The organism is Burkholderia sp. BCC1985 (assembly GCF_905339915.1).
GTDB lineage: Bacteria > Pseudomonadota > Gammaproteobacteria > Burkholderiales > Burkholderiaceae > Burkholderia.
Genome location: NZ_CAJPGY010000015.1, coordinates 144,225 through 156,978 on the forward strand (window position 1 = coordinate 144,225; position 12,754 = coordinate 156,978).

Annotated in this window: 13 protein-coding genes and 1 tRNA gene; 6 read left to right on the plus strand and 8 right to left on the minus strand. The window is 67.0% G+C overall.

The window, feature by feature from the left end; genetic code table 11:
- Positions 1-313 precede the first annotated feature (313 nt).
- Positions 314-1,327, plus strand: coding sequence for a D-2-hydroxyacid dehydrogenase family protein (locus tag U4Z31_RS17700; protein ID WP_044847344.1), 1,014 nt, complete (start codon positions 314-316; stop codon positions 1,325-1,327).
- Between the two features lie 70 nt (positions 1,328-1,397).
- Here U4Z31_RS17700 and U4Z31_RS17705 read toward each other — a convergent pair whose 3' ends face one another.
- Positions 1,398-2,264 (minus strand): patatin-like phospholipase family protein, encoded by an 867-nt coding sequence (locus U4Z31_RS17705; protein WP_321810959.1) that lies wholly within the window; start codon positions 2,262-2,264, stop codon positions 1,398-1,400.
- Positions 2,265-2,272: 8 nt separating this feature from the next.
- A complete protein-coding gene (locus tag U4Z31_RS17710; protein ID WP_044847342.1) occupies positions 2,273-2,677 on the minus strand; it encodes a PaaI family thioesterase in 405 nt (134 codons plus the stop codon).
- A gap of 191 nt (positions 2,678-2,868) precedes the next feature.
- On the opposite strand from U4Z31_RS17710, the gene U4Z31_RS17715 reads away from it, so the two are divergent.
- Together U4Z31_RS17715 and U4Z31_RS17720 are read left to right on the plus strand one after the other, a co-directional pair.
- Positions 2,869-2,944: transfer RNA gene (locus U4Z31_RS17715), tRNA-Lys, on the plus strand.
- 190 nt (positions 2,945-3,134) lie between these two features.
- Entirely contained in the window at positions 3,135-4,184 is a 1,050-nt protein-coding gene (locus tag U4Z31_RS17720) for a DUF3592 domain-containing protein (RefSeq protein WP_321802696.1), read from the plus strand.
- Between the two features lie 42 nt (positions 4,185-4,226).
- Here U4Z31_RS17720 and U4Z31_RS17725 read toward each other — a convergent pair whose 3' ends face one another.
- Positions 4,227-4,841 carry a CGNR zinc finger domain-containing protein gene (locus U4Z31_RS17725; RefSeq protein ID WP_044847340.1) on the minus strand — a complete coding sequence of 205 codons (615 nt, stop codon included), beginning with the start codon at positions 4,839-4,841 and terminating at the stop codon, positions 4,227-4,229.
- Positions 4,842-4,922: 81 nt separating this feature from the next.
- On the opposite strand from U4Z31_RS17725, the gene U4Z31_RS17730 reads away from it, so the two are divergent.
- On the plus strand, positions 4,923-5,738 hold the full coding sequence (locus U4Z31_RS17730) for an alpha/beta hydrolase (protein WP_321802692.1): 816 nt from the start codon (positions 4,923-4,925) through the stop codon (positions 5,736-5,738).
- 28 nt (positions 5,739-5,766) lie between these two features.
- On the opposite strand, the gene U4Z31_RS17735 is transcribed toward U4Z31_RS17730, so the two are convergent.
- Genes U4Z31_RS17735 through U4Z31_RS17745 form a run of 3 tightly spaced genes read right to left on the minus strand, consistent with a single transcriptional unit; the run spans position 5,767 to position 7,999 of the window.
- Complete coding sequence (locus U4Z31_RS17735) at positions 5,767-6,525, minus strand: amino acid ABC transporter ATP-binding protein (protein ID WP_124486713.1); 759 nt, start codon at positions 6,523-6,525, stop codon at positions 5,767-5,769.
- Positions 6,522-7,202: an amino acid ABC transporter permease gene (locus U4Z31_RS17740; protein ID WP_044847337.1), complete on the minus strand. Its 681-nt coding sequence runs from the start codon at positions 7,200-7,202 to the stop codon at positions 6,522-6,524. Before U4Z31_RS17740 ends, U4Z31_RS17735 begins: the two co-directional genes overlap by 4 nt.
- A 14-nt stretch (positions 7,203-7,216) precedes the next feature.
- Positions 7,217-7,999: an amino acid ABC transporter substrate-binding protein gene (locus tag U4Z31_RS17745; RefSeq protein WP_257773938.1), complete on the minus strand. Its 783-nt coding sequence runs from the start codon at positions 7,997-7,999 to the stop codon at positions 7,217-7,219.
- 326 nt (positions 8,000-8,325) lie between these two features.
- On the opposite strand from U4Z31_RS17745, the gene U4Z31_RS17750 reads away from it, so the two are divergent.
- Complete coding sequence (locus U4Z31_RS17750) at positions 8,326-8,601, plus strand: hypothetical protein (RefSeq protein WP_124486715.1); 276 nt, start codon at positions 8,326-8,328, stop codon at positions 8,599-8,601.
- A 90-nt stretch (positions 8,602-8,691) separates the two neighbouring features.
- Here the strand turns inward: U4Z31_RS17750 and phnY are convergent, their stop codons facing one another.
- Together phnY and phnA are read right to left on the minus strand one after the other, a co-directional pair.
- Positions 8,692-10,146: a phosphonoacetaldehyde dehydrogenase gene (phnY, locus tag U4Z31_RS17755; RefSeq protein ID WP_124486716.1), complete on the minus strand. Its 1,455-nt coding sequence runs from the start codon at positions 10,144-10,146 to the stop codon at positions 8,692-8,694.
- Between the two features lie 27 nt (positions 10,147-10,173).
- Entirely contained in the window at positions 10,174-11,412 is a 1,239-nt protein-coding gene (gene phnA, locus U4Z31_RS17760; RefSeq protein ID WP_321810960.1) for a phosphonoacetate hydrolase, read from the minus strand.
- Positions 11,413-11,630: 218 nt separating this feature from the next.
- Here phnA and U4Z31_RS17765 point away from each other — a divergent pair, with 218 nt between their 5' ends.
- Positions 11,631-12,695: a putative 2-aminoethylphosphonate ABC transporter substrate-binding protein gene (locus tag U4Z31_RS17765; protein ID WP_321810961.1), complete on the plus strand. Its 1,065-nt coding sequence runs from the start codon at positions 11,631-11,633 to the stop codon at positions 12,693-12,695.
- Positions 12,696-12,754 lie beyond the last annotated feature (59 nt).

Below are 12,754 nucleotides of genomic sequence, written 5' to 3' on the forward strand. Positions count from 1 at the left end.
TAGTCAAAAATCCTCACTCATCGCGAATGGATGATCCAATTATTCTGATTGAAGCAACAATTGGGTGAACCTCGTCGAGGAAACGTCCGAATCAGGAAGGACGTATTTGACGCGACACGGCAGCGGACCCCGCCGCACCCGACGGGAGCGGCGCCGGCTCAGGCCGGCGCCGATTGCGGCGGAGCGTAACAACCTGTTAAAAAGACACCACGACGTGCGCCGACGTAGCATCATGTCGGCCCCGGCCGGGCGGGACGGGTGCGCGACCTGCGCCGCCGCCGCTGCCGCTTTCAACGCGCGACTCCCGCTGATCATGAAAATTGCCATCCTCGACGACTACCAGGACGCCGTCCGCAAGCTGAACTGCTTCGAGATGCTCGCCGAGCACGACGTGAAGGTCTTCAACAACACGGTACGCGGCCTGGGGCAACTCGCGAGCCGCCTGGCGGAAGTCGAGGCGCTCGTGCTGATTCGCGAGCGCACGCCGATTTCGTCGCAACTGCTCGCCAAGCTGCCGAACCTGCGCATGATCAGCCAGACCGGCCGCATCTCGAGCCACATCGACCTCGAAGCGTGTACCGACCGCGGCATCGCGGTGCTCGAAGGCACGGGTTCGCCGGTCGCGCCCGCCGAGCTGACCTGGGCGCTCGTGATGGCCGCCCAGCGCCGCATTCCGCAATACGTCGCGAACCTGAAGCAGGGTGCGTGGCAGCAGTCGGGCCTGAAGACGTCGGCGCTGCCGCCGAACTTCGGCCTCGGCCAGGTGCTGCGCGGCCAGACGCTCGGCATCTGGGGCTACGGCAAGATCGGCCGGCTGGTGGCCGGCTACGGCAAGGCGTTCGGGATGAACGTGCTGATCTGGGGCCGCGAGCATTCGCTCGAGGCCGCGCGCGCCGACGGCTACACAGCCGCCGAGAGCCGCGAAGCGCTGTTCGAGCAGAGCGACGTGCTGTCGCTGCACCTGCGCATGCACGACGACACGCGCGGGATCGTCAAGCAGGAAGACCTGATGCGGATGAAGCCGACATCGCTGCTCGTCAACACGAGCCGTGCCGAGCTGCTCGAGGAAAACGCGCTCGTCAACGCGCTGTCGCACAACCGTCCGGGGATGGTCGCGATCGACGTGTTCGAGAGCGAGCCGATCCTGCAGGGCTACAGCCTGCTGCGGATGGAAAACGTGATCTGCACGCCGCACATCGGCTACGTCGAGCGCGAAAGCTACGAGCTCTATTTCAGCGCGGCGTTCAAGAACATCCTCGCGTTCGACCAGGGCGATATGTCGAGCGTCGTCAATCCGGAAGCGCTGACGCCGCGCCGCGTGCGCTGACGGACTCCGGCCGGTGCTGACCGGCACAGGCCGCGCTCGCCGCGCGGCTCTGCTGCCGGGCTTCCCGCCTTCAGGCGGCCACGCGGCCGCCCGTCATCGCGTCGACGCGCGTGAGGAAATGCTCGCCGTCGCGCCGTCCGAGGTCGTACGCATGCCGCATCTGCGACGGACTCGTGTAATCCCAGCTCGAAATCGGCACCTTGCTCGACGGCTGTACATACAGCCTCCGCTGGTCGCCGTGCGCGACCGTGAACGTCTGCGGGCGCGGATACAGCCGCGTGACGAGCACCAGCACGTCGCCCGGCGACGCGTCGAGCGCGTCGACCGGCACGTTGTCGACCATCCCGCCGTCGAGCACCGGCCGGCCGCCGCGGCGCAGCACCGGCGTGAACGGCGGCGTGCACGACGACTGCAGGATCAGATCGGCGAGTTCGTCGACACTCGCGCACGCCTGCGCGCGCACGAACTCGGGCCGGAAACCGAGCGTGCGCCCGAGCGTCGGGTGCAGCGTCTTGCGCAGGTACTTTTCGATGTTGTATGCGACGAGGCCCGCGGCGACCGCGCTGCGCGCGCCGAGCCAGCGCGGCACGTGCGACACGCCGATGCGGATCTCCGGCGCGTCGGCGAGCCGCGCGAACGGCTCGCCGTAGATGTCGAGCAGCGCCTGACGGTAGATCCGGTAATGCGGAAACACCGGCTCGCGGCCGAACAGGTTGCCCCAGTATGCGTTCTTGCGGTTGTGGCGCAGCGCTTCCTCGTAATAGCGCATCACCCACGCGGCGTCGCGTGCATACAGCATGCAGGCGGTCGCCGCGCCGGCCGAGATCCCCGCGATCACGCGCGGGCGCAAGCCGAGCGCCGGCTGCGCGACGTCCCAGAAGCCGGCCTGCCACCAGCAGCGATTGCCGCCGCCCGCGAAGACGATCTGGTCGAACATCGCGCCGCTCAGCTGACGAGCGCGTAGGTCGACGTCGCGTGAACGGCCATCTTGCCGTCCTCGTCGAACAGCTCGACTTCGCCGAATACCAGGTTGCGACCCATCCGCAGCACGCGCGCGGTGACGAGCACGTCGCCCTTGCGCACCGGACGCATGAAGTTCGTGTTCAGCGAGACGGTGGTCATCGGCCGGAACTCGCCGAGCGCGGCCGAGATCGCGACCACCATCGCGGTGTCGGCGGCGGCCGTGAACACCTGGCCGCAGATGACCCCGCCCGAATGACGGAATTCGCCGGAAAACGGCAGGCGCATCGTGACGCTGTCGTCGCCGATCGATACGGGAACCAGACCGAGCGAGCGGACCCACGGGGCCAGCAGGCGATCCAGCAATTCGCGGACTGCGTTTTCGTCCATCTTCGAATGTCCAGAAAACGTTGCGCGACCGCCGCGCAACGGGTGTGGACGTCATCATACCGGGAGCGCGCCAACTGCGATGGCTCGTTACCGCGCCGACAGCCGCCCTCGACGCTACGAAATATTTTGAGGAAATTCGCAGAAAGGGCTTGCCAAGTCCGAAATACACGGGCATAATCTTTCTTCTGTTGGGGGCGTTAGCTCAGTTGGTAGAGCAGCGGACTCTTAATCCGTAGGTCGAGTGTTCGAGTCACTCACGCCCCACCAGGAATTCCGAAGGCCGGTCAGCGCAAGCTGACCGGCCTTTTTCCATTTCCGGCGCCGCCCGGCCTCTCCCCCTCCTCGCGACAGGCAATCACATTGATGCCTCGCCCAGATACTTTCCGCTAGAATCGTCCGACAAAATATCACACGACCGGGACGGCGATCGCCGTATCGCCGCCGGCACTGAGAGAGCATGGGACGTCAGACATGGAATCATGTGAACGAGACGCGACCATTCAGAGGGCATGGTCACGCCGACAACGGCACGCACATCGTGTCGCCTCCTTCCCCCGATCGCATCCGGGCCCGTCGCGTGACGCGCACTACGGATCCGGCCATGCCGCGTAAGGACGCGCTCGTCGCACTCGCGCTCGGCGTTGCGCTGCTCGTGGTCGCAGCCATGCTCGCCGTCACCGCGAGCCATGCGGCCGGCGACCTGATCCGCACGCCGGGCACGGTCGTGCGCATCGTGCAGGACAGCGACGCGATGCGTGCATACCGCCCGATCGTCGCCTATTTGGCGAACGACGGCCGCCGCCGCGAAGTCGCCGGCAATACCGCATCGGTGGTCCCGGCCTACGACATCGGCGAAAGCGTGGACGTCCTGGTCGATCCGGCCCATCCGAACCGTCCCGCGCTCATCGACGATTTCACGCAACGCTGGTTGCCCGTCGCGGTGCCGGCGCTGCTTGCAGTCGCATCGCTGGCGATCGGCAGCCTGCTGTACGTGAACGCGCGCCGCGGCCGGCAGGCCGACGCGCTGTCTGCGCCAGCCGCCCGCAAAGCGGTCCGGCGCCGCTGGAACATCGCGATCGTGCTGATTCCGATCGCGATCGGCACCGTCTTCCTGGCCGGCGCCGGCGCCGCCGGGCTGCGCCAGTGGCAGATCGCCCGCCATTACGCGCACTCGACCGGCCATGTGGTCGAGATCGCCGAAACCGCCCAGTCGTCCCGCACGCGCACGTCGCTCTATTCGGCGACCATCGCGTTCACGACCGACAGCGGCCGCCCCGTCACGTTCGCGCAAGGCTCGACCTCGTCGCGCCCCGGGCTGTACGAAGGCGAGGTGGTCGACGTGCTGTACGACCCCGTCACGCCCGAGCGTGCGGTCATCGACCGGTTCTGGGACCGGTGGGGGCTCACGGCCATCCTGTTCGCGATCGGCGCGCCGTTCCTCGTCGCCGGACTGTTCGTCGTCGGGGCGCTGTGGCCCGAGCCTCGACCGCACGAACTCGCCGAATGACGAACGCGGAAGAACCGGGCCGTCAACGTCGCGGCCCCGGCTTCACCGCTCCCTGAATGCCTCCACCTTCGCGCGGTTGCCGCACGTGCGCATGTCGCACCAGCGGCGTCCGACGCCGCGGCCGCGATCGACGAAGAACCACGTACAGCGGCCGCACTGCCGCACGCGCGCGAAATCGTCGCCGCGCAGCAGATGCTCGAATCCGAGCGCGGCCGCGTCGATCCATCGCGACTCGGCCCGCGCATCGGGCCGCCACGCGAAGCGGCCGTCGACCGCGTCGAATCTGCTGCGCCCGATCGCGTCGCGAATCGCCTCGGCGAGCCGGTCCGCCGCTCGCGCGCCGGCACTGCCGCCTTCGCCGGCCGTCAGGTGCGCGAGCGCCGCATACGCATCCTCGCGAAAACCGTGCAGCGCAGCGAGTTCGTCCGCGCCGTCCTGCCGCGGATGACGCAGAAACCGCGTCAGGTCGGCCTCCGCCAGCAACCCCGACTTCCCGGCCCAGGCACGCACGGCCGGCCAGTCGACGAGTTTGTCCTCATCGCGCGTCTTGCCCGTGTCGGCCACCGTGTTCAGGAAATCGAGCGCCGGATGGCCGCCGACGAAATCGGCCGCACACCATGTATGCGCCGCTCGCGCAGGCTCGTGTCGAGTAACCATTTATTTTCACCTATCGGTTTCACATCCGAGTGAACACGCGTAACCTGTTAACAACCAAAACAGGTTAGCACGGAGGCGCCGATGCTCGAGCTCGCCAATCGCTACAATTTTGAAGGTCACCGGATCGCATGGGGCACGCTTGGCGAAGGGCCGCCGCTCGTGCTCGTGCACGGGACGCCGTTCTCGTCGCAAGTGTGGCGCCGCATCGCGCCGTGGCTCGCACGGCGTCATCGCGTGTTCTTCTACGACCTGCTCGGCTACGGCCAGTCGGACATGCCCGACACGGACGTCTCGCTCGGCCGGCAGAACGTGCTGTTCGGCGCGCTGCTCGACGAATGGAAACTTTCACGCCCGCGCGTACTCGCGCACGACTACGGCGGCGCAACCGTGCTGCGCGCGCATTTCCTCGACGGCATCGCGTATTCGGACCTGACACTCGTGAACCCCGTCGCGATCGCGCCGCAAGGCTCGCCGTTCGTGCGTCACGTCGCGCAGCACGAAGCCGCGTTCACCGGGCTGCCGGCGTATGCGCATCACGCACTCGTGTCGGCCTATATCGGCAATGCAGTCGCACGGCCGTTGAGCGACGACGTGCTGTCGATCTACCGCTCGCCGTGGCTCACGCCGGCCGGCCAGCCGGCGTTCTATCGGCAGATCGCGCAGATGCGCCAGCGCTATATCGAGGAAGCCGAGGCCCGTTATGCGCCGCCGGACTTTCCGGTGCGCATCGTGTGGGGCGAGGACGACGCATGGATTCCGCGCGAACAGGGGCAGGCGCTCGCCGATCGCATCGCGGGCGGAAAGCTGATCCGCGTGCCGCGCGCGGGGCACCTGGTCCAGGAGGATGCGCCCGAGGCGATCGTCGCCGCGGTGCTCGACGCACACGGACAGGAATGATCGCCCACGCAGCCGCGTGCGTGGCAGATCAGAAGGCCGGCACGCCCTGCGCGAGCGTCGCGACGAACTTCGCGGTGCGCGGATCGCGCGGCCGCCCGAACAGCTCGCGCGATGCGCCGGCCTCGACCACCCGGCCATCCGCGAGAAACACCGCATCGTGCGCGACCGACGCGGCCAGGCGCAGGTCGTGCGTGGCCATCAGCATCGTCGTTCCTTCCCGCGCGAGCTGGCGCAGCACTTCGACGACTTCGACGGACAATTCGGGATCGAGCGCTGAGGTCGGCTCGTCGCACAGCAGCACCTGCGGCGACGGCGCGAGCGCGCGTGCGATGGCCACGCGCTGCTGCTGGCCGCCCGACAACGTCGCGGGCCATGCGTCGGCCTTGTCGGCGATACCGACCTTGTCCAGCAACGCGAGCGCCCGTTCGCGCGCCTGCTCGCGCGGCCAGCGCTGCACGGTCACGAGCCCTTCCATCACGTTCTGCACGACGCTCAGGTGCGGAAACAACTGGAAGTTCTGGAACACCATGCCGGTCTGACGGCGCACCGCGAACACGTGATCGCGCGACGGGCGGCGCCCCGCCGCGAAGTCGATGCGGGCGTCGCCGACCGTGAGCGCGCCCGCCTCCGGCACTTCGAGCAGGTTCACGCAGCGCAGCAGCGTGCTCTTGCCGCTGCCGGACGGCCCGATCAACGCGGTCACGCTGCCGGGCTGCAATGCAAGGTCGATGCCGGTCAGCACGCGCTGCGCGCCGAACGACTTGTCGATGCGTTCGAGACGGATCATCGCAACTCCGCGTGGAACAGCGCATGGCGCCCGAACCGGAGCTCGAGCCGACGTTGCAGCGACGAGAGCACCGAGCTGAACAGCAGATAGATCAGCGCGGCTTCGGTATAGAGGATCAGCGGCTCGTAGGTGACGGCCGCGATGCGCTGCGCGGCCTGGAAGATCTCGGGCACGGTCAGCACGGCCGCGAGCGACGTGTCCTTTACCAGCGAGATGAACGAATTCGACAGCGCGGGCAGCGCGACGCGCGCGGCCTGCGGCAGGATCGCGCGGCGCAGCGCCTGCGCGCGCGTCATCGCCATCGAGTACGCGGCTTCCCACTGCCCTTTCGGGATCGATTCGATCACGCCGCGGATCACCTCGGCGTTGTACGCGCCGACGTTCAGCGAGAAGCCGATCACGGCGGCGGTCAGCGGATCGAGCACGATGCCGACGTTCGGCAGTCCGTAGAAGATCACGAACAGCTGCACGAGCAGCGGCGAGCCGCGAAACAGCCAGATGTAGAAACGTATGGCGGCCTGCGCCCAGCGCGGCCCGAACAGGCGCGCGAGCGCCGCGCCGAACGCGAGCAGCAGGCCGATCGCGAACGACGCGAGCGTGAGCGGAACCGTGAACACGAGCCCTGCCACCAGCAGGGGCCGCAGCGATTCCGCCATCAAGTGCAGCCAGGGCGGCATCGGTCAGCCTCGCGTCACGGCTGCGACACGTCGCGGCCGAAGTACTTCTGCGAGATCTTCGCGTAGGTGCCGTCGGCCTTGAGGTCCGCGAGCGCCTTGTCGATCGCCGCCACCAGCGCGGGACTGCCCTTGCGCAGCAGCACGCCCGATGCATCACCGGCGCCGCTCGTGTCGGTCGCCGCGATCTTCAGTTTCGCGTCGGGCTTGTGCTTGCGGAAATCGAGGTACGACAGCGAATCGTTGATCGTCGCGTCGACGCGCCCCGCGCTCAGCAGGTCGATCGATTCGTTGAAGCCCTGCACGGGCACCACGTCCGCGCCGTGCGCGGCCGCGAGCTTGCCGAAATTGCTGGTCAGCGTGTTCGCGGATTTCTTGCCCTTCAGGTCGTCGAACGAGCGGATCGACGTGTTGTCCGCACGCACGATCAGCACCGCGTGGGACGTGATGTACGGCGTCGAGAAATCGTATTTCGCCTTGCGCGCATCGGTGATCGACACTTCGTTGACGACCGCGTCGTAACGGTTCACGTCGAGGCCCGCGATCAGCCCGTCCCACTTGCCTTCGACGAACTCCGCCTTCACGCCGAGCCGTTGCGCGATCGCGCTCGCGATGTCGACGTCGAAGCCGGTCAGCTTGCCCGACGCATCGTGATACGTGAACGGTGCGTACGTGCCTTCGGTGCCGACCCGGAACACGCCGGCCGACTTGATCTGCGCGAGATCGTCGGCCGCCAGCGCGCTCGTGACGGCAGTGGCCTGCAGCAATGCGACGACCAGGATGGAGCGAAGGAATTTCATGGTGCGGACCCCGAACGATGGAAGGGAGTGGACCCGCCGGCCCGAACGGCCGCGCGAGAGGTCCGCGAATTCTACCGACGCGCCGATATCCGGCAAAAACGCAAATCCGCTAACGATATGAGCGCGTCGAATAACGCGCAGGCGAGCCGCGCCCATTCCGCAGACGAAATCCCACGCGATGCAGCGCGGCGATCGTCTGACGAATCGTTACCTGCGGTTACAGAAGCGACACTGCGGTATCACCCATTGGGCATGCGCTACGTACCATGAAGGCAGGTAAAACGATTGCTCGCGGGCCTGGTCCCCGCGGACGGAGTGAACGGCAAATGAGACGCATCCTGTTGTCCAGTGCCGTCGGCATCGCGGCCGCCTGCCTGTCGGCAAGTGCGTTCGCGCGTGCCGACGTCGGCGTGTATTTCGGCGTGCCGGGGCCCGTGATCGAGGCGCCGCCGCCTGTCTACTACGCGCCGCCGCCGCCCGTCGTGTACGAGCCGGCGCCCGTCTATTACGGCCCGTACTACGGCGAATACCGTTACCGCTACTACCGGCACGACAACGGCTGGCATCGCGGCTGGCGTCATCACCATCACGACGACGATTGACCGTCCCAAGGCGGCTGTCGCGGCCGCCTCCCGCCATCGGGAAATTGCGCGCGCCGGCCTTCGAGCCGGCGCGTGTGCATCACACACCGCTTACCACGGCAGCGAGTAGGTCTTCGTGTTCGTGAAGCTCTTCATCGCCTCCTGCACGCCTTCCTTGTAGCCGAGGCCCGAATCCTTCACGCCGCCGAACGGCGTCAGTTCGAGCCGGTAGCCCGGCACCTCGCGCACGTTCACGCTGCCGACTTCCAGCTCCGTGATGAAGCGCGTGATGCTGTCGAAGCGGTTCGTGCAGACCGACGACGACAACGCATAGTCGGTGCTGTTCGACATCCGGATCGCCTCGTCGATGTCGCGAAAACGCATGATCGGCGACACGGGCCCGAACGTCTCGTACTTCACGAGCGGCATGTCGGGCGTCACGCGATCGACGACCGTCGGCGAATACAGCGCGCCGTCGCGCACGTTGCCGACCAGCAGCCGCGCACCGCGTGCAATCGCGTCGTTCACCTGCTGCTCGCAGAACTTCGCGGCCGCTTCGTCGATCACGGTGCCCATGTCGACCGACGGATCGGCCGGGTTCCCGTAGGCCCACGCGCGGGTTTTCTCGACGACCAGCTCGGTGAAGCGATCGGCCACCGCCTCGTGCACGAGCATCCGCTTGATCGCGGTACAGCGCTGCCCCGAGTTCTTGTACGAACCCGACACCGCCAGCGTGCTCGCTTCGTCGAGATCGGCGTCCTCCATCACGATGATCGGATCGTTGCCGCCGAGTTCCAGCACCGCGCGCCGGTAGCCCATCCGCGACGCGATCGACTTGCCGATCGACACGCCGCCGGTGAACGTGATCAGGTCGATCGCCGGGTTCGTGATCAGCTCGTCGGCAATCTCCTTCGGGTCGCCGGTGATCACCTGCAGCATCTGCGGCGGCAGGCCGGCTTCATACAGGATGTCCGCGAACAGGTAGCACGACAGCGGCACCTTCTCCGACGGCTTCACGACGATCCGGTTGTTGGTCGCGACCGACGGCACGACCTTGTGTGCGACCTGGTTCATCGGATGGTTGAACGGCGTGATCGCGGAAATCACGCCGAGCAGCGGTTCGCGCTGCGTGTACACGCGGCGCTTCTTGCCGTGCGGCGTCAGATCGCACGAGAAGATCTGCCCGTCGTCCTTCAGCACTTCGCCCGCGCCGAACGTGAGCACGTCGGCCACGCGCCCGGCTTCATACGTCGAATCCTTGATGCACAAGCCGGCCTCGGCCGTGATCAGCGCCGCGATCCCGGCGGTGCGCGCACGCACGATGTCGGCCGCGCGGCGCAGGATCGCCGCGCGCTCGTGGCGCGTGAGCGACGGCCGGTACGCCCGCGCGACCGCGAACGCGCGCCGCACGTCGTCGAGCGTCGCCTTCGGCACGGTGCCGACGAGCGAGCCGTCGTACGGGTTGCGTACCTCGATCACCGCATCGCGCTGAATCCTTTCACCATCGATTCGCAGTGCTTCACGATGAACCGTGCGAACCTCCGTCGATGCTGCAATGGCGTTCATGAGTGTCTCCTGGCGGATGCGTCCGCGTCACTGCAGATGGTTGAGCGCGATGTCGATGATGTCGAAGTTGCGCAGCCGCGCGCGGCCCGCGACATCGGTCGCGACCGGCTTGCTGAAGATCAGCGGCACGATCTGCTCGGAGATCCCGCCGTGCGAGCGCAGCGGCACGTCGAGGCCCGACAGGTCGTGCTTGATGCGGCGCGTGCCGAGCACGACGTCCTGCTTCGAGATCACGATCAGGTCGCCCATCCGCTCGGGCGGCAGCTCGAAGCGCGCGCAGCCTTCGGCGCCCGTCAGCACGACCTCGATGCCGTCCACCGCGGCGAGCCGCGCGCGCAGCGCGTCGGCATCGGCGTCGTCCGGCACGTAGACGGTCGCGAACGAGCCGAGCGCGCCGTGGTGCACGACGTACGGATCGGTGATCGGCAGGATCACGCGCGCCGCGTCGTGGCCGAGCCAGTCGTCGAACAGCTCCTGCAGATAGATCACGTTCGGCTCGCCGGTCTCGCCGTCGTGCTTCGCGTTCATCCCGTGGTCGGCCGTGATCGCGACGATCGCGCCGAGTTCGTCGAACCGCTTCAGGTACGCGTCCATCATCTGGTAGAACGCGTTCGCGCCGTCGGTGCCGGGCGCGCATTTGTGCTGCACGTAGTCGGTTGTCGACAGGTACATCAGGTCGATCGGGCGCGTCTCGAGCAGGCGCACGCCGGCCGCGAACACGAACTCCGACAGGTCCGCGCTGTACACGCTCGGCACCGGCTTGCCGACCAGCTCGAGCACGTGGTCGATGCCGTTTTCCTCGAGGCTCGCCTCGTCCGCTTTCTCCGACGAGAAGCAGATGCCCTTCAGCCCCTTGCCGAGCAGGCGGCGCAGCTTGTCCTTCGCGGTGACGACCGCGACGCGCGCGCCCTGTTCCGCGAAGGTCGCGAGCACGGTGGGCGCGACCAGGTACTTCGGATCGTTCATCAGCACCTCGGCGCCGGTGTCGCGATCGTAGAAGTAATTGCCGCTTATCCCGTGGATCGCCGGCGGCACGCCGGTAACAATCGACAGGTTGTTCGGGTTCGTGAAGCTCGGCACCACGCACTCGCCCTTGAGCGCCGTGCCCGGCTTCAGCAGCGTGCGCAGGAACGGCGCGACGCCGGCCTCGGCCGCCATCTCGAGATACTCATAGGCGCAGCCGTCGACGCAGACCACCACCACGGGGCGGCGCATCCAGTTGTAGCGGCGGCCGTTCACTTCCACGGATACAGGCGTTTCAGTCATGACGTTCAGTCCTTTCGGTTCGAAGGGGGTTGAGCTGTCGGCGCCCGCGCCGCGCCGAGGAGGTGTTTTCCATGCTTGACATTAAAATTGAGGATTTGTAGATTGTCAACAACATGCAGAGAACAGAAAGCAAAAGACGGAAACACGAGGCAGTACGAAGAGGGCTGGTCTCCACTCATCCGCCGCATGCCGCGGCGCCACGGTCAAGGGGTCTGAAGATGAACGAAGTGCCGGTACAGAAGCGTTTCAATGCATGGGCGACGGGCGCGGCGCGCGTCGCGCTGGCCGCCGCGGTCGCGCTCGGCGCGGCGCAGGCGGCGCAGGCGGCGCAGGCGAAGACGTCGCTGCTCGTCTACACCGCGCTGGAGGACGAGGCGATGAAGCCCTACAAGGACGCCTTCGAGAAAGCGAACCCCGACATCGAGATCCGCTGGGTGCGCGACTCGACCGGCTCGGTCACCGCGAAGCTGCTCGCGGAGAAGAACAACCCGCGCGCGGACGTCATCCTCGGCCTCGCCGCATCGAGTCTCACGCTGCTCGACCTGCAGGGGATGCTGATGCCGTATGCGCCGAAGGGCTTCGACCAGCTCACGCGCAAGTACAGCGACGCGAACACGCCGCCGCACTGGGTCGGCATGGACGTGTGGGGCGCGACGATCTGCTACAACCGCGTCGCCGCGCAGGCCAAGAACATCCCGAAGCCGACGTCGTGGGAAGACCTGACGAAGCCGGTCTACAAAGGCGCGATCGTGATGCCGAGCCCCGTTTCGTCGGGCACCGGCTATCTCGACGTCACCGCATGGCTGCAGACCTTCGGCGACGATCGCGGCTGGAAATTCATGGACGCGCTCGACAAGAACGTCGCGCAGTACGTGCATTCGGGCTCGAAGCCGTGCACGCTCGCCGGCACCGGCGAATTCCCGATCGGCATCTCGTTCGAGTTCCGCGGTCATGAACTGCAGGCGCAGGGCGCGCCGATCGATCTCGTGTTCCCGAAGGAAGGGCTCGGCTGGGACATGGAAGGCACCGCGATCATGAAGACGACCAGGCAGCCCGACGCCGCGAAGAAGCTCGCGGACTTCATGGCGAGCAAGGACGCGAACCAGATCACCGCGCGCTGGTGGGCGATCGTCGCGTACCCGGGCGTCGCGCGCAAGCTCGCCGGCATCCCCGACAACTATGCGGACCTGCTCGTGAAGAACGACTTCGTGTGGTCGGCGAAGAACCGTCAGTCGATCCTCGATACCTGGCAGAAGCGCTACGGGGCGAAAGCACAGCAATGACGCGGCGCTAACGCCGCACCAGGCAGCGGGGCCGCGACACGCGCCGCCCCGCCTCCCTT